Raw genomic sequence first — 15,731 nt, 5'->3', positions numbered from 1 at the left:
GCGGTGATCTGGCAAGTGGAGCGAAATCAGAGAGAAGCAGACAATATGGGAGTAAGCTCTGCCGTCGTCAGCGGCAGCGGGTTGCTCTTGGTGCTGCTGGCCGCGGCGGCCTTCTCCACGACCAACGGGACGTCGGCGGGCGTCACGCCGTAGGTGGACAGGCGGGGAATGGATAAGGCGGCCACGAGCGCGTGCACCCAGGCCACCCCATCGTCAGCCGTCGCGTGCGGCCGGCCGGTGAGGAGGCGGGCTACCTCATCGTAGCGGCGGACGGTGTTGCCGGTGGGTTGGCGGGTACGGGCGGCGGCGAGGTTGGCGGCCATGGCATGCGGCAGCAGGGCGGCGCAGACGGCGCCGTGCGGGGCAGGGAACATGCCGCCGAGCGGTGCGGCGAAACCGTGGACGATGCCGAGGCCGGCGTTGGCGAGGGCCTGGCCGCTGCACAGGCTGGCAAAAGCGAGGTCGGCCCGCGCGGCGTCATCGCGGCCGTTGTCGCAGGCCCGGCGCAACGAGCGCGCGGCGAAAGGCAGCGCGCCGACGCACAGGGCGTCGGTCATCGGATTGGCGCGGCAGGAAACGTAGGGTTCGATAAGCTGGGTGAGCGCGTCGAGCCCCGTGGCGGCGGTGATGGCGGGCGGGAGGTCGCGCGTGAGTTCCGGGTCCACGAGCGCGATGCGCGGCAGCATCGAGAGATCTCGCAGGCTGGCCTTGCAGCGGTGGGTGGGCGAGGCGAGCACGGCGTTGCGCGTGACCTCGGCTCCGGTGCCGGCGGTGGTGGGAATGGCGAGGCAGGGAGCGGCGGGACGGACGAGCGGTTGGGCGCGCCCGACCACTTCGAGGTAGTCGAGCAGGTCGCCGGGGTTGGTAAGGAGTGCGGCGACGGCCTTGGCGGCGTCGAGGGCGCTGCCGCCGCCGAAGCCGATGACAAAATCGCAGTCGGCGGCGCGTGCGTGGACGGTGGCGGCCGTGACGGCGTCGGTGGTCGGTTCGCCGGAAACGGCGAAACAGGTGTGCGCGACGGACGCGGCGGTCAAAAGCTCCAGCAAGGGCTCGGCCCGGGCGGGATCGCGGCCGGTGACCACGAAGGCGTGGCGGCCGAGGCTGCGGGCAAGCGAGCCGACTTCTCGGAGTGTGCCCGGGCCGAAGACGATGCGGCCGGCGGTGGCGAATTCGAAGCGCATGGCGTTACCAACCGTTATCCGCAGGAAATACGTTGCTGTATTTCACGCTGCGACGCGGGGCTGCCATCATCGGCTCCACGGCGTCGCGCCAGGTGGCGTAGTGGGCGGTGGCCTTGTGGGCGGCCGGGGCTTCGGTGGAGCGGTAAGCCTCGACGAGCACGAAGCGCGTGGGGTCGTCCGCCTGCTGGACGACATCGAAGCGGGCGATGCCCGGTTCAAGGACGCTTTGGGCGGCGTTCTCGGTGGTCGCGGCGATGAAGGCGGCGACGGATTCGGGTTTCACCTGAACATGGACATGGACGACGAGCATGGAGCACCTCGAGGGTTAAGCGGAGAAGCCGGAAGTTTGGGCCGCCGCCGAGGCGAGGCCAAGTCTTTGCTTGGGGCCAGTAGGTGGAGCCGGCGCTCCGCGCAGGCTTGGCCTTTGGCTCCACCGGCTTGCCAGCGTGGGGTGGTTTCGCTCCACTGCCGCATGGTCAATCCGTTTGCGCTCAACTGGCTGTGGCGCGGCTTCAAGGGAAACAGCGTGACGTTCGCGCTGCTGTTCGCCTGTCTCGTGCTCGGGTGGTCGGTGACAGGGAGCCTGTGGTTTTTCCTGCGCAACCTCGGCGTGCATTGGATTTTCGCACTCGTGATCCCGGGCCTCTTCTTCAGCTGGCTGGCAAAGCGTGAGGAGAAGTGGCTGCCCGACGAGGCGGTGCGCAAGCGCTGGGCCCGCGGACTGATCATCGTCTCGCTGGCCCTCGCGCTGTTGATCGCGTGGGTGAAGCAATGAGCCGTTCCCGCCAGGGGTGGGCCACGGTCGAGGCGCTCTTGAAGCGACGTGGGGCAGGCTGGCTGCTGCTGGCATTGCTGGCCGGGCTCTACATCTGGGCTTACTGGACGCATCCGCTGAATCCCGGTTCGGCGCCAGTGACCGCGCGCACGGGCTGGTGGAGCTGGTCGGACCAATACAAATATCTCCTCGCGACACAGGATCTGGCGGCGGGCAAGGTCACGCGGGAAACGTATCACTACCCGCTGGGGTATTCGGCACTGGGCGTGCCGTTTGTGAAACTGTGGCCGGCGCATGTGTTCTTCGTGCCCGACCTGTTGCTTGTGTTGGCGACGGCCGCGATGTGGTGGCGTCTGGTGCGACGCTGGGCGCCGGCGACGGTCGCGCTGGCGGTCGCGGTGGTGTTTATCACCACGCACGGCGACTTGCTGCGCCTGACAATGGTCGTGCCGTGGAACACGTTGCCGACCCAACTCACGCTGCTGTCCGGCGTGCTGCTCATGTTGGAAGTTCGCGGTCCGCGCACGGTGTGGTGGCTGACCGGCCTGGCGGCGGCGACGTGGCTGGTGCGGCCCGCCGACGCCGTAAGCTTTGCCCCGATGCTGGTGTGGGCGGTGCTGCGGTTGGAGACATGGCGCGCGCGGATCAGCTGCGGAGTCGGCGGCGTGGCGATCATCGCCGCGGCGATGGGGGCGGTGGGGGCGTTGAATCTGTCGGTGTGGGGGACGTGGCGCACGCCCTATGAACAGGCGGCGCACACGATGGTGGGGTTCTTTTCGTTTCCGCTGGCGGAGAAGCTTTACTGGACCTTCGTGGACGGGCGGCCGTTCTTTGGCGAAACCGACACGGCGCTGCTCTGGCGTTATCCGTGGCTGTTTCTCGCGGTGCCCGGCGTGGTCTTCTGGGTGAAGCGCGAAGGCGCGGCCGGAGCGGCGGCGGTGGCCACGGTGTTTCTAAGCGGGCTGCTCTATCTCGGCTACAATGACTTTTTTCCGTCATCGTTCTACCGTTTCAGCCTGATTCATTACGTATCATGGCTGTTCCTACCGCTGCTGGCGGCTGTGGCGGGAGTTTGTTGGGCGGGATGGCGAACACGGGTGGTGTGGCTGGGCTGGGGTGGTGCGCTGCTGCTCTTCGTGCTGGCGAGCGGGCTGCAATTGGTGGAGCGGCCGCTGTCCGCAGAGGTGGCACCGGGGGAAGTGCGGGCGCTGCCGAAGGCAAGGTCGCTGTGGGTGCGGTTCCCCGGCGAGTCGCTGGAAAAGGTGACGGCGCTGAGATTCGATGGGCGCGCGATCCTGGAGTCGGCGGATTACCAGATTCCATATATGCCGAGCGACTTGAAGCTGCTCTTGGGCGATCGAGCGGAGGGTGGGCAACTCAGCGCTTTACCCGGGGCTGGTATCAACGCGACACCGCAGGTCGGCGACTTTCGCTGGGGCTGGCAGTGGGCGTGGGGGCGACGTCACCCCTGATTGTCATGCTGAGCACATACAAGGATCCAAGGAATGCCCATCTCGGTTAGGTGTCGCGAAGCTTCTGCTGGATGCTTCGCTTCGCTCAGCATGACACGTTGCGAGTGGGGGCTCTATCCGGCGGCCGCTGTGCCGAGTTGCGGCATGGGGAGGTCGAGCGTCGCGACGAGGGCGCGGTAGAGTTCGCCTTCCTCGGGGCTGATGGTGCCGTCGCTGCCGATGACGTGGGCGGCGGCGATGAGCAGCCGCTTTTTGATGGCCAGCGAACACACGGCGAGTTTGTCGAGGGCGGCGTCCACGCGTTCCAAGCCGCATGCGGCGGGCTCCATGAGCGTGAGGCGACCGGCGAGCAAGGGGAGTTGCGTCGCGCCGGCGGCGAAGGCGCGCGTCGATTCCGTGGGCGAGAAATGCGCGAGGGCGGAGAGCACGGTGTTGATGTCGTTGGCCACGGCGGGGAAGGAGTCGAACTGCAGGGTGCGGTTGGGCGATTGCGCAAGGCGGAGCTGGCTGAGCAGCATCTTCTGCAGCGCGTATTCGAAGGGCGTGACCTGGGCGTCGGCGTGGACGAGTTCGTCGAGCGTCGTGGCGAAGCGATCGAGGCCGGCGGCATCGAGCTCGCGCAGGGCGGGCAGGGCGAGCTGGAGCAGCGAAAGGCGCGCGTCGGGGTGGAGCACGCTCAGGGCGGAGCGGTAGCCGGCGAGCTGCGCCGAGGCTTCGGCCCCGGCGTGTTTCTCGACAATGATTTGTTGGGCGTCTCGGGCGGTTTTGTCGCCGTTGAGCAGCAGGCCGAATACGACCACCTGCGCGCCGGCGGCGTCACGCACGGCTTCGCGCAGGCGCTCGGGGATGGACTGGATCAGCGCCTGGGCGTGGCGAAAGTGGGAATCGGTGAGCGCGCCGATGTCCACGACGGCCTTGGCCGGCGCGAAGGCCATGCGCGCCGGCGGGCGCGGCGGCGGCAGGTCGGGCTGCGCTTCCTGCACGCGGCGGAAGGTTTCCTCTGGGGTGTGGCGCGTGCCGCCGCCGAAACCGGCGGTGGCGAAGGACTCGTTATTGATGTCCACCACCGCGGGCGGGTCGAAGAGCTTGCCATCCCAGCTGGGTTCGACGGCCTTGATGCGCTGGTCGAGGGGCGGGTGCGTGGCCCAGAGGCCGCCGAAGTTGGACTTGAAGGCCTGGGCAATGAAGAAGTGTCCGATCTCGCCGGCGTGGTTGTTGAGCATCGTGCCGCCGAGGGCGTAGCCACCGATCTTCTTGAGGGCGCCACCGATGCCGAGCGGGTTGCGCGTGAATTGCACGGCCGAGGCGTCGGCGAGAAACTCGCGCTGTCGCGACACGGCGGCCTGGATCAGGCGGCCGAAGAAGTAACCGATGTAGCCGATGATCATGAGGGCGAGCCCGATCGCGAGCAGCACGGGGATCTCGCCGCCCTTCTTCTTGCCGGAGGTGCGCACGCGTCCGCGAAAGAGGGCGCGCAGGATGCCGCGGCCGATGAGACCGATGACGAGGATGCCGAAGACGATGGCGGTGATGCGCACGTTGAGCCGCATGTCGCCGTTGAGGATGTGGCTGAACTCGTGGGCGACGACGCCCTGCAGCTCGTCGCGCGTGAGCTTGTCGAGCGTGCCGCGCGTGACTGCGACGGCGGCGTCGGCCGTGGTGAGGCCGGCGGCGAAGGCGTTCAGGCCCGGCTCCCCGTCGAGGATGAACACGGCTGGCATCGGGATGCCGGAGGCGATGGCCATCTCCTCGACGACGTTCAGCAGCTGGCGCTCACGGAAGTCGCGGGTCTTCGGGTCCACGCGCCGTCCACCGACCATCTCGGCGACCGCCGCGCCGCCGTGGCGCATCTTTGACCACTTGTAGAGCGAGGCGAGGCTGACAACTGCCAGCGTGGTGCCGGCGACGCCGAGGAAGAGTTTGGGGTCGAAAAGCGGGCGTGTCCCGGATGTGCGGTATTGGCGCTGGCCGTGGCGGTCGCGCGCGAAGCCCTGGTACTCGAGGCCGCCCACCGCGAACCAAGCCGCCGCATAGCCGGCTACGATGGTGCCCAGCACCGCGAGCACGAACAGGAACACCAGCCGCTTGGAGCGGCGGCGTGCGCGGTCCTGAGCTTCGAAGAAGTCCATGGAGAGCGATCAGTTTTCAACGGTCGGCAGCCAGATCAAACTGACTAAGTGCCGAAAGCTGAGCGCTGATGCTTTAGGAAAACTTGACCTTCGGGGCCTCGCGTTCGGCGGCGTTCTCGACTTGGAAGAGGGCAGCCTCGGCGAAATTGAAGATGCCGGCGATGAGGTTGGTGGGGAAGCGCTCGCGACTCGTGTTGTAGCCGGTGACGGCGTCGTTGTAGGCCTGGCGGGCGAAGGAGATCTTGTTTTCCGTGGAGGTAAGCTCCTCGGTGAGCTGCATCATGTTCTGGTTGGCCTTGAGGTCAGGGTAAGCCTCAGAAACGACCATCAGGCGGGAGAGTGCGCCGGCGAGGCCGGACTCGGCGCCGAGCAGACCCTTCATGGCGGAGGCGTCAGCCGGGTTGGCCGCGGCGGCCTTGGAGGCGGCGTAGGCGGTGTTGCGCGCGGCGATGACGGCCTCGAGGGTCTCGCGCTCGTGCTTGAGGTAACCCTTGGCGGTCTCAACGAGATTGGGGATCAGGTCGTAGCGGCGCTTCAGCTGGACGTCGATCTGCGCGAAAGCGTTCTTGAAACGGTTCCGCAGGGTGACGAGGCCGTTGTAAGCGCCGATGAGCCAGAAGCCGATCAGCAGCGCGCCGCCGCCGAGCACGAGAAGGAGAACAAGAGCGATACTCATAAGGGTGGTTTGGGTTGAACCGAACGGGGTCTTTTCTGTCAGATGCGGAAATGCGGCGCGAGAAATTTCACGTTACAGGGTCAGGGCAACTTTGGAGCAGGCGGCGCTTGCCAGCGGGTGAGACGAGTTGCACGATGCGGCGCCCAATGAAGATGCCGGTGCGCCCCACTTTTCTGTTCCTTGTTTTGCTGTCCGGTTTGGCGGTCGCCCAAGTGGCCGACCCGAGTCCGCTCGCCACCGCGGCCAACGCCCGGCAGACGGTGCCCGGCAACTGGATCGTGGCGGAGAGTCGCGCGGATGCGGCGCTGCAGGCGGGGTTTCCGGCGACAGCCGCCGGCATCTACCGCGAAATCCTGGCCGACACCGCCCTGGCGGCGGATGCACGGGCGCGAGTGACATTGTCACTCGTGACGGCTTTGTTGGATACTGGCGATCTCGCCGCGGCCGATAAGCTGCTGCAGGGTTACGCCGGACCCCAGAACAGTTCCTATCACCTGCGGGCGGGATTGCTGGCAGTCCGCGCAGGCCGCCTGACCCAGGCGCGCAATGAACTCACGGCGTGCCGGCTCGAGGAGCTGGTGGCGCCGGATCGAGGGTGGTGGTATTTCCTCGCGGCGAGCATCGCGGATGAAGATCAGGATCTGACACGGGCCAATCCGCTTTATGAGCAGGCGTCGAACGCCGCGGTTTCAGATCTCCAACGTGCACGATTTGAGTTGGGGCGCGAGCAGTCACGTTTGCTGGCGAGGCAGGCGGGGGAGGATCAGTTGCCCAGATTGCGCAGCAGCATGGAACAGTTCCAGGGGCAGCGCACCGGCTACGAGTTTGCGCGTTCCTACGCAGGGGCGCTGGCCGCCCTGGGTCGGGCGAGCGAAGCCCAGCAAGTCTTGGAAAGACAGCTGGCCTTCATGCCGGCGAGCGAGCGCAACATCGCCGACCAGTTCCGCCTGATGCTCGGGCTGATCGCGGGCGAAGGCAGCGAGGCCGGGCGGCGGGCGTTCCGGCAGTTGTTGCGCGACGCGCAGCGTCCGGAAACGCGCCGTCTCGCCCTGCACCTGCTGGCGCGCGGCGTCAAAAACCAGGCCGAGCGCGAGCAGCTGCGACGCGAGCTGGCCGCATTGATCTCCGCCACCCCGACCAGCCCGGTCATCGAGGATTTGCTGCTGGTGCGGGCGCAATCGGCCTTGGCGGACAAGGATTATACCGAGGCGGAGGACGATGCCCGGCGGTTGCTGGACAACTATCCCGCCACCACGTTGCGACCGGCGGCCCTCGGCGTGCGTCTCGCCGTGGCCTGGGATCTTAAACGCTACCGCACAGCGGCGGATGTCATCGCGCAGTTGCGCGGTCTGCTGCCGGCGGGTCCGGAACGGGCACAGCTCGGCGTGTTGCTGGCCGAGGCCTACTTCCGGGCCGAGGACTATCGCAACGCGGCCGATGTCTACGACGCGGCTCTCCGGGAACCGCCACTGGCGGCGCCGGCGGGGATCCTGATGTTCCAGCGCGTGCTCTCCGAGATCAGGGCGGATCGTCTCGAAACGGCCGCCCAGCAACTCGACACCGCGGCGGCGGAACCGGCGTTTGACGCGGAGAATCGCTGGCAGGCGGAGTGGAATTTGGTGAAGGAAATGCAGAAGCGGGACCAGACGCAGGCAGCGCTCGCGCGGGTCGAGCGGCTGCTGGGGGCCGGCGTGCAGGGCGTGCCCGAGGCGCTGCGCATCCGGCTCATGTGGCTGCGGGCCAGGCTGGCCTTTGACAACGGTCAGCCGGAACTGGCCCTGCGGCGAGCCGACGAGCTGATCAACCAGCTACAACAAAGTGGGCAGATGGAAGCGGCCTTGCGCACGGAGGTTGCCAGCACCACCCACCTGCTGAAGGCGCAGTCGCTACTTTCCCTGGGCCGCGATGCGGACGGCGTGGCCGTGCTGGACAAGTTACGCGCAGATTTCCGGGCAACGACGGCGGCACAATATTCCTTCCTCGTGCAGGCGAGCCATCTCTCGCAGCGGGGGGATCTGGCCGGCGCGCAGGCCGTGTTGATCAGCTTCGTGGACACCGCCGAATATGCGCGCAGCGAATACGCACCGGTGGCGCTTTACCAAGCGGCATTGCTGCTCGAGCGACAGGGCCTCGACCGGCACCTTGAGGAGGCGGGCGACCGGCTGGAGCGGTTGATCAAGGATTATGCCAACGACCCGATCGTGTTCTACGCCCGGCTCAAGCAGGGGGACCTGCTGCGCAAACTAAATGATTTCCCGAATGCGCGGCTCGTTTACGAATACCTCGTCAACAACTATGCCGGTCACCCGGACGAACTGCTGGCCCAGCTGGCCCTGGGCAACACGCTGCTCGCGCAGGGCGCGAACAATGTCTCCAACTACGAGAGCGCCGCGGCCATCTTTGAGCGTCTGCGGGATTTGCCTTCAGCGCCCGCGGACCTGCGGGTTGAAGCGGGGTTCACCTGGGGTTATGCGTTGTCCAAGCGCGGACAGCCGGAAAAAGCTCAAGCGGTCTTCTGGTCGGTGGTGGACACCTTTCTTCTGGATCCGACCCAGGCGGCCAAACTGGGCACCAGGGGACGCTGGTGGCTTTCCAAATCGCTGCTGGAACTGGCCCAACTTCACGAGGAGGCCGGCCGCTTGGACGAGGCCCAGCGCGCCTACCAGCTGATCGTGGACAACCGGTTGAGCGGCGTCGCCCAAGCCCAGTCAAAGCTGACCCGCTTCCGGGCCGCAGGCAGCACGACGCCATGAGCTTTGTCATGGACGCATGGATGACCCCTCGCATGATGCGCGCGAAACAAACATGAAGGCTTTTAGTTACAGTGTCTTCGCCCAAGGCGGCCCGGTGATGTGGCTGCTCATGGCTCTGGGGGTGGCCGCGCTGGTGGTATTTGCAGAACGGGCGCTCTACCTGCATCGCAGCCAGATTCGCTCCGCGGAATTCCTCAACGGCATCAAGAACCTGCTACAGAAGGACCGTCTGATGGAGGCGCTCACTCTTTGTGAGGAAACGCCCGGTCCCATCGCCAAGCTGGTCAAGGCCGGGCTGCGGCATGCGGGCGAGGACGAACAGGCCTTACGCTTTGCCGTGCAGGAGGCGGCGCTGACGGAACTGCCCGTGCTCGAGCGCAGAGTGGGGGCACTCGCGGCGATCGCCCAGATTGCTCCCCTGCTTGGATTGCTCGGGACGTTGCTGGGCATGATCCAGACTTTCTGGCTTTTCAACCAGGGCGGCAACTACGCCACCCCGGCCGTGCTGGCTGGCGGTATGTGGGAGGCGCTGCTGACCGCCGCTGCCGGGCTGGCTGTCGCCATCCCCGCGCACCTCGGACGACATTTTCTCACCGGCCGGGTGCGGGTTCTCGTCCATGACATGGAGTGGATTGGCAACGAGCTGATGCGCTACCTGCTGCGTGACTACCGCAAAGGGGGGGGCACGGGCGTATGATCAGCGGACCGCTTGAATTGCAGTCGCGGCTCAGCCCGCCGCCGCGAGATCTGGACGTTTTCGCATGGGTGAACACCGGCCTGATCGTGCTATTCTTCGCGTTGCTGGGCTCGCGCTTTGTCCTCGCGCCAGGTTTGCCGGTCGGTTTGTCCGGGGACGGTTCCTGGGCTTTGCCCCGGATGGATGGCGCAGCCGAAAACGCAGTGCCGGCTTCGGTGGTGGTCAGCTATCTGCGTGAGGACGTGATCCTCTTCGAGGGCGGTAAATTCACGTTGGCGGAACTTCGGAAGCATATGGAGATTTACGCGAAAGAGCATCCGGGTGCGGTTATGCTGGTGCGTGCGGACCGGCAGGTATCGATTCAGGATTTTGCCAAGCTGGCCTCCATGGCCTCGCAGGTGGGTTTTTCGCAGGCGCAGTTGGCAATGGAACAGCCGGTGGCAGAAGAAGGTCAGCCCTGATGGATTTGACGACATGTCCTTCTCATCACCCATCGTGAGACGCCGGGTCTGGGTCGGCATCTTGGTTGGCGTAGCCGGCGTCGTCAGTTGGGCATGGTGGGTGCGTGGCCAACAAAAGTTAACCGGGTCGGAGAAGCGGGCGGCGCAACCTTTTGTCCAGCTGGCCGGAGCCGGTTCGACCGCGACCAATCGAATATTGCAGGAGCGGGCGGAACTGATGGATCCTACGCCACTGTTTTTTCCAACGGATTGGAATTTTGGCCAGCGACCGCTCAACGCCGAGCGACTGAGGCAACCCGGACAAGTATTTGGTCTCTATGAACCAAAACTCACGGTGAACGAGCAAGGTCTCGCATCATACGGGGCGGAAACGATCCAAGTGCCCCAACAACCCACCGACTTGCTGGCCCAAGGAAATGAGGTGCCCTTTGCTGGGATAGGGCAGGTGGATCGCAAGCTGACAACTCTTCCGGTGAGGGCCGGCTACTTGGAAATACGCCGATTTGGAAGTGAAGAAGTCATTGAGGAAAAGCCGCTTACTGGCGGAGTGCAATTTCCGCGGACGGATTTTGCGCCGGTGGAGTTTTTAGTGGTTGTGGGGGTTGGTGGATTGATCGGCGACCCGATTTTGCTGAGCGGTTCGGGATGGGATGAGGTTGATGGTTACCTCCGAACCTATCTCGCCAGCTCTTATCGTCTGGGTGAACGTTTGTCACCCGGTCGTTATCGGGTGTTGGTCGGAACTTAGGATTTTTTGGTTAAATCGAACAAAATCTAGTTGACGGGCGATTTTGGTAATCATTGCCTCGTCGTTCTCTTTGTTTTTTTCAGTGTCTTGGTCTGCCCAGATAGCTCAGTTGGCAGAGCACGTTCTTGGTAAGGACGAGGTCGCCGGTTCGAATCCGGTTCTGGGCTCCAGGGCAACCCGTCGGTGATTCCGACGTTAATCAAAATCAACAACTTCAACCACAACCACATACTCCAAGCTCCACATGGCTAAAGGAACATTCGAACGCAAGAAGCCGCACGTCAACGTTGGCACCATCGGTCACATCGACCATGGTAAGACCACCACGACCGCCGCGATCCTGGCCGTGCAGGCCCGCAAGGGTCTCGCCGAGGTCAAGGCCTACTCCGACATCGCTAAGGGCGGCACCGTCCGTGACGCGACCAAGACTGTCACGATCTCTGTGGCCCACGTGGAATACGAGACCGCCAAGCGCCACTACGCACACGTTGACTGCCCCGGCCACGCCGACTTCGTCAAGAACATGATCACCGGCGCCGCCCAGATGGACGGTGCGATCCTCGTCGTCTCCGCTGCCGACGGTCCGATGCCGCAGACCAAGGAGCACGTGCTCCTTGCCCGTCAGGTCGGTGTGCCGAAGATCGTGGTTTTCCTCAACAAGGTCGATCTCATCGAAGATCCGGACCTCCTCGAACTCGTCGAAGAGGAAATTCGCGATCTCCTCACCAAGTATCAGTTCGACGGCAAGAACACCAAGATCGTTCGTGGTTCCGCCACCGCCGGTCTGGCCGGCACGCCCGAAGGCGAAAAGGCCTTCGCTGAGCTGATGGACGCCATCGATTCCGAGATCGCCGAGCCCGTTCGCGAGATGGACAAGCCCTTCCTGATGTCCGTTGAAGACGTCTTCTCGATCACCGGCCGCGGCACCGTTGCCACCGGTCGTATCGAGCGCGGCGTCGTCAAGCTCAACGAAACCGTTGAGATCGTCGGCCTCAAGGACACTGTCACCACGGTCGTCACCGGCATCGAAATGTTCCGCAAGCTGCTCGATCAGGGCCAGGCGGGTGACAACGTCGGCATCCTCCTTCGCGGTATCGACAAGGATGGCATCGAGCGTGGTCAGGTCATCGCTGCGGTGAAGTCCATCACCCCGCACAAGAAGGCCAAGGCCGAGATCTACGTCCTCTCCAAGGACGAGGGTGGCCGTCACACGCCGTTCTTTACCGGCTATCGCCCGCAGTTCTACTTCCGCACGACGGATGTGACCGGCGTGGTGAACCTCCCGAAGGGTGTCGAGATGATCATGCCTGGCGACAACATCGCCGTGGACATCGAGCTCATCGCGCCCATCGCGATGGAGAAACTCCAGAAATTCGCTATCCGTGAAGGCGGCCGCACCATCGGTGCCGGTCGTATCACCGAGATCGTCGAATAAGCGTCCTTTAACCAGCTTCAGACCGACGCTGCCGGGGCTCCTTTTTGGGGTCCCGGCTGTGTCGTCTAAAAGAAATAATCACAGGCGCGTAGCTCAATTGGTAGAGTAGCGGTCTCCAAAACCGTTGGTTGGGGGTTCGATTCCCTCCGCGCCTGCCAGCTTCGCCCGACACACCACATGGCAAATCCCTTCCGCTCCGCCCGCCTCTTCGTCAGCGAACTGATCGGCGAACTGCAAAAGGCCAGCTGGCCGACCAAGACCGAGCTCAAGGATTCGACGATCGTCGTGATCGTTGCGTGCCTGCTGCTCGGCCTCTTCACGAGCATCAGCGACTTTGCTCTCCTGAATGTCGTGAACGCCGTGACCGAGTGGGTCAGCCGTTAACCATCCGCTTTCTCCCGATGTCCACCCAGACTTCCAACGCCCAGTGGTTCGCCCTCCACACGCTCTCCGGCCAGGAGAACAAGGTGAAGAACTACATCGAGAAGTTCAAAAAGGCCGAGGAGCTCGACGATCTCATCCACGAGGTTTTGCTCCCGACGGAGGTCGTCTCCGAGGTCAAGGGCGGCAAGAAATCCGTCAAGACCCGCAAGCTGTATCCGGGATACGTTTTCATCAACATGTGCCTTTTCGACGAGACGAAGAAGGTCATGATCAAGCCGTTTTACTTCGTGAAGGACGCGGCGGGCGTCATCGGGTTCGTCGGTGGCGACAATCCCGCTCCGCTGCGCCAAGCCGAAATCGACGAGATCAAGGCCCGGATCGAGGCGGCTTCCGGCAAGGAAGTGCCGAAGGTCACCTTCGAGGTCGGCGAGGAGCTCAAGATCACCGACGGTGCCTTTGCCAATCTCACCGGTCGCGTGGACGAGGTCGATCCGACCCGCGGCAAGCTCAAGATTTCCGTTTCCATTTTCGGACGGTTTACGCCCGTCGAACTCGAATACTGGCAGGTCCAGCGCGCCTCTGAAAGCTGATCCAGCCGCCCTCACCACAACCAGTCATCCCTAGCTCAACATGGCCAAGAAAATTCAAGGTTACGTGCGCCTCCAGCTTCCCGCCGGTGCCGCCAATCCCGCTCCCCCCGTCGGCCCCGCCCTCGGCGCGCAGGGCGTCAATATCATGGGCTTCTGCAAGGAGTTCAACGCGAAGACCAAGGATCAGAACGGCATGATCATCCCCGTGGTGATCACTGTTTATTCCGACAAGTCCTTCACGTTCATCTGCAAGTCGCCCCCGGCTTCGGTGCTCCTGAAGAAGGCCGCCGGCGTCGCCTCTGGCTCCGCCAAGCCCAATTCCGACAAGGTGGGCAAGGTCACCAAGAAGCAGATTCTTGAGATCATCAAAATCAAGAAGGCCGACCTCAATGCCAACAGCGACGAAGCGGCCATCCGCATGATCGCCGGCACCGCCCGCAACATGGGCATCGAGGTCGTCGACTAACTTTTGCCAGTCCAACCGCTCATCGCGGGAGTCCGCCAGGACGTTCGCACCGCAAGGAGTAAAACATGCCCGTCAAACACAGCAAACGCTACAACAGCGCCGTCAAGGCCGCTGATCTCACCAAGGAGTATCCACTCGCGGAAGCGGTGGAGATCCTCTCCAAGTTCCCCAAGGCCAAGTTCGATGAGACCATCGAACTGTCCTTCCGCCTCGGCGTGGATCCCGCGCAGGGCGACCAGATGGTCCGCGGCACCACGCCGCTGCCCAACGGTTCCGGTAAGAAGGTCCGCGTGATCGTCTTCACCGACGACGCCCCCAAGGCCATCGCCGCGGGTGCCGACCATGCCGGTCTCGCCGACCTCATGGCGAAGATCAACGAGGGTTGGCTCGACTTCGACGTCGCCATTGCGACGACCGAAGCCATGAAGCAGGTCCGCACGCTCGCCCGCGTGCTCGGTCCCAAGGGCCTCATGCCGAACCCGAAGTCCGGCACCGTCACCGACGACATCGCCGCGGGCATCAAGGCCGTTAAGGCCGGCCGCGTGGAGTTCAAGGTGGACAAGACCGCCAACATCGGCGTGGGCGTGGGCAAGCGCTCCTTCACCCCTGCCCAGATCAGCGAGAACGTCTCCGCGGTCCTCGAGGCCGTGGGCAAGGCCAAGCCGGCCGCGTTCAAGGGCCACTACATCAAGAGCGTCACGCTCTCCTCGTCCATGAGCCCCGGCGTCAAGCTGGCGGCCACCGAGTTCAACAAATTCTAAGGAGCCCGCACCATGAGAGCCGAAAAACAATACCTGATTGATGAGGTCAACGGGCACCTGAAGAAGTCCGATTACGTCATCCTCGCCAACTTCACCAAGATGACCGTCGCCGACACCGCCGAGTTGCGCAAGCGCCTCGCGGTGGAGAAGGCCGAGTTCCACGTCGTGAAGAACAGCTCGTTCCGTGTCGCGGCCAAGGCCCTTGGCCTGCCCGATCTGGAGAAAGCCCTGGCCGGTCAGACCGCGGTCGTCGTGGGTGGCAAAAATTCCGCCGGCGTCGCCAAGATCCTCAAGAAGTTCGTCGAGGAAAAGCAGAAGCTCGAGGTCAAGGTGGGCGTCATCGACAAGAAGATGATGAGCGCCGCCGACCTCGCCAAGCTCGCCGATCTTCCCTCCCTGGAAGCCCTGCGCTCCCAGCTCCTCGGCCTGTTCATGCAGACCGCCGCCTCGTTCGTCCGCGTCGTGGACGCCAAGGTCAAGAAGGAGCAGCCCGCTGCTCCGGCCGCCTAACCTCACCCTTAACTTACCATCCTTTTCCCGGCGCAAGCCGGGAGAGACCAACCATCCAAAGAAGCAGGCTAGGGGACACGTCCCTTAAACGCGTTTCACCAACCGAAACCGCTATCCACTTCAGGAGACTACCATGAGCAACATCACCAAAGACCAAGTCATCGAGTGGCTGTCCGGCCAGTCGATCATCGATCTCGCCGCCCTCGTCAAGGACCTCGAGGCCAAGTGGGGCGTTTCCGCCGCCGCGGCCGTCGCGGTTGCCGCCCCCGGTGCCGGCGGTGGCGCCGCGGCCGCTCCCGCCGAGGAGAAGACCGAGTTCAACGTCGTCCTCACCGACGCCGGCGCGAACAAGATCGGCGTCATCAAGGAAGTCCGTGCTATCACGGGTCTCGGCCTCAAGGAGGCCAAGGATCTCGTCGAGGGCGCGCCGAAGCCCGTCAAGGAAGGCGCCAACAAGGCCGAGGCCGAGGAGATCAAGAAGAAGCTCGAGGCCGCCGGTGCCAAGGTGGAGCTCAAGTAACCGCTGCTTGGCGTTTACCCGCACTCAACTTCGTTTCACTGCCGGACAGGCCGCGTCCAACCGCGGCCTGTCCTTCGGCTTTTGTTCTTTCGTTCTTTCTGCGCCCCGAGGCCTCGCGTCCGGGCGCACCCCAGCCGGCGTTTCTTTTCTGAAACGCTGAGTCCGTCACTTTC

General features: G+C 64.2%; 17 protein-coding genes and 2 tRNA genes. 15 read left to right on the top strand and 4 right to left on the bottom strand.

All coding sequences use genetic code 11. The features are described from left to right. Positions 1-26: 26 nt before the first annotated feature. Together ESB00_RS15350 and ESB00_RS15345 are read right to left on the bottom strand one after the other, a co-directional pair. A complete protein-coding gene (locus tag ESB00_RS15350; protein ID WP_129048673.1) occupies positions 27-1,181 on the bottom strand; it encodes an iron-containing alcohol dehydrogenase in 1,155 nt (384 codons plus the stop codon). Positions 1,182-1,185: 4 nt separating this feature from the next. Further along, the gene (locus ESB00_RS15345) at positions 1,186-1,491 is read right to left on the bottom strand and encodes a putative quinol monooxygenase (RefSeq protein WP_129048672.1); all 306 of its coding nucleotides are present in this window, start codon (positions 1,489-1,491) and stop codon (positions 1,186-1,188) included. A 162-nt stretch (positions 1,492-1,653) separates the two neighbouring features. Here ESB00_RS15345 and ESB00_RS15340 point away from each other — a divergent pair, with 162 nt between their 5' ends. Next, a complete protein-coding gene (locus ESB00_RS15340) occupies positions 1,654-1,956 on the top strand; it encodes a hypothetical protein (RefSeq protein ID WP_129048671.1) in 303 nt (100 codons plus the stop codon). Next, positions 1,953-3,428: a hypothetical protein gene (locus ESB00_RS15335; protein WP_129048670.1), complete on the top strand. Its 1,476-nt coding sequence runs from the start codon at positions 1,953-1,955 to the stop codon at positions 3,426-3,428. Before ESB00_RS15340 ends, ESB00_RS15335 begins: the two co-directional genes overlap by 4 nt. A gap of 113 nt (positions 3,429-3,541) precedes the next feature. On the opposite strand, the gene ESB00_RS20135 is transcribed toward ESB00_RS15335, so the two are convergent. Together ESB00_RS20135 and ESB00_RS15325 are read right to left on the bottom strand one after the other, a co-directional pair. Further along, entirely contained in the window at positions 3,542-5,557 is a 2,016-nt protein-coding gene (locus ESB00_RS20135; RefSeq protein WP_281278171.1) for a M48 family metallopeptidase, read from the bottom strand. A gap of 73 nt (positions 5,558-5,630) precedes the next feature. Beyond that, positions 5,631-6,233, bottom strand: a complete 603-nt coding sequence (locus ESB00_RS15325) for a LemA family protein (RefSeq protein WP_129048669.1) — start codon at positions 6,231-6,233, stop codon at positions 5,631-5,633. Between the two features lie 146 nt (positions 6,234-6,379). Here ESB00_RS15325 and ESB00_RS15320 point away from each other — a divergent pair, with 146 nt between their 5' ends. The 13 genes from ESB00_RS15320 (at position 6,380) to rplL (ending at position 15,558) form a co-directional block, all read left to right on the top strand. Continuing rightward, the gene (locus tag ESB00_RS15320) at positions 6,380-8,986 is read left to right on the top strand and encodes a tetratricopeptide repeat protein (RefSeq protein ID WP_164976242.1); all 2,607 of its coding nucleotides are present in this window, start codon (positions 6,380-6,382) and stop codon (positions 8,984-8,986) included. Positions 8,987-9,038: 52 nt separating this feature from the next. After that, positions 9,039-9,683 (top strand): MotA/TolQ/ExbB proton channel family protein, encoded by a 645-nt coding sequence (locus tag ESB00_RS15315; RefSeq protein WP_129048667.1) that lies wholly within the window; start codon positions 9,039-9,041, stop codon positions 9,681-9,683. Beyond that, a complete protein-coding gene (locus tag ESB00_RS15310) occupies positions 9,680-10,144 on the top strand; it encodes an ExbD/TolR family protein (protein WP_129048666.1) in 465 nt (154 codons plus the stop codon). The genes ESB00_RS15315 and ESB00_RS15310 overlap by 4 nt, the downstream gene beginning before the upstream one ends. Positions 10,145-10,157: 13 nt before the next feature. Next, a complete protein-coding gene (locus ESB00_RS15305; RefSeq protein ID WP_129048665.1) occupies positions 10,158-10,892 on the top strand; it encodes a hypothetical protein in 735 nt (244 codons plus the stop codon). 94 nt (positions 10,893-10,986) lie between these two features. Further along, a tRNA-Thr gene (locus tag ESB00_RS15300) sits at positions 10,987-11,062 on the top strand. Positions 11,063-11,136: 74 nt separating this feature from the next. After that, positions 11,137-12,327, top strand: a complete 1,191-nt coding sequence (tuf, locus tag ESB00_RS15295; protein WP_129048664.1) for an elongation factor Tu — start codon at positions 11,137-11,139, stop codon at positions 12,325-12,327. An 82-nt stretch (positions 12,328-12,409) separates the two neighbouring features. After that, a tRNA-Trp gene (locus tag ESB00_RS15290) sits at positions 12,410-12,485 on the top strand. A gap of 19 nt (positions 12,486-12,504) precedes the next feature. Continuing rightward, on the top strand, positions 12,505-12,711 hold the full coding sequence (gene secE, locus ESB00_RS15285) for a preprotein translocase subunit SecE (RefSeq protein ID WP_129048663.1): 207 nt from the start codon (positions 12,505-12,507) through the stop codon (positions 12,709-12,711). Positions 12,712-12,728: 17 nt separating this feature from the next. Continuing rightward, the gene (gene nusG, locus ESB00_RS15280) at positions 12,729-13,301 is read left to right on the top strand and encodes a transcription termination/antitermination protein NusG (RefSeq protein WP_129048662.1); all 573 of its coding nucleotides are present in this window, start codon (positions 12,729-12,731) and stop codon (positions 13,299-13,301) included. Between the two features lie 40 nt (positions 13,302-13,341). After that, positions 13,342-13,767: a 50S ribosomal protein L11 gene (gene rplK, locus ESB00_RS15275; protein ID WP_129048661.1), complete on the top strand. Its 426-nt coding sequence runs from the start codon at positions 13,342-13,344 to the stop codon at positions 13,765-13,767. A 65-nt stretch (positions 13,768-13,832) separates the two neighbouring features. After that, the gene (rplA, locus tag ESB00_RS15270) at positions 13,833-14,528 is read left to right on the top strand and encodes a 50S ribosomal protein L1 (RefSeq protein ID WP_129048660.1); all 696 of its coding nucleotides are present in this window, start codon (positions 13,833-13,835) and stop codon (positions 14,526-14,528) included. 12 nt (positions 14,529-14,540) lie between these two features. Next, on the top strand, positions 14,541-15,038 hold the full coding sequence (rplJ, locus tag ESB00_RS15265; RefSeq protein WP_129048659.1) for a 50S ribosomal protein L10: 498 nt from the start codon (positions 14,541-14,543) through the stop codon (positions 15,036-15,038). Between the two features lie 133 nt (positions 15,039-15,171). Continuing rightward, positions 15,172-15,558 (top strand): 50S ribosomal protein L7/L12, encoded by a 387-nt coding sequence (gene rplL / locus ESB00_RS15260; protein WP_129048658.1) that lies wholly within the window; start codon positions 15,172-15,174, stop codon positions 15,556-15,558. Positions 15,559-15,731: the final 173 nt, after the last annotated feature.

This window comes from Oleiharenicola lentus, assembly GCF_004118375.1.
Classification (GTDB): Bacteria; Verrucomicrobiota; Verrucomicrobiia; order Opitutales; family Opitutaceae; genus Lacunisphaera; species Lacunisphaera lenta.
The sequence above is the reverse complement of the archived record's forward strand: the minus strand, read 5'-3'. Positions and strand labels throughout refer to the sequence as shown.